Genomic DNA, 272 nt, shown 5'->3' on the forward strand with positions numbered 1-272 from the left:
TATTCATCGCCAATCACCGTCCCCAGGTGCGAGCTGTAACGCCCGACCATCCCGTCGCAATGCCCGGCCTCGTTCACAAAGGTTTTGGCAAACAACCGGCAACTGCGATGGGTCCCGTCCAACAGGTTGCGCCCGCGATCCGTAACGCCAGGCTGCAACTTCCCGGACCAGGAGTAATAACGCACGCCATTGACCTCCTCCGGCCCGTGCCCGCCCCAGGTTTCAGGCAAGCCCTGTGGATAACGCTGATTGAACAGCGCCACACCTTCGGT

Annotated in this window: 1 pseudogene; it reads right to left on the bottom strand. The window is 61.0% G+C overall.

Annotated elements, in window-relative coordinates:
* Positions 1 to 272, bottom strand: a pseudogene (locus tag SB772_RS41105) (lipase); the annotation flags it as partial.

Origin of the sequence: Paraburkholderia sp. SIMBA_030, assembly GCF_046535245.1 — a bacterium.
Taxonomy (GTDB): Bacteria; Pseudomonadota; Gammaproteobacteria; order Burkholderiales; family Burkholderiaceae; genus Paraburkholderia.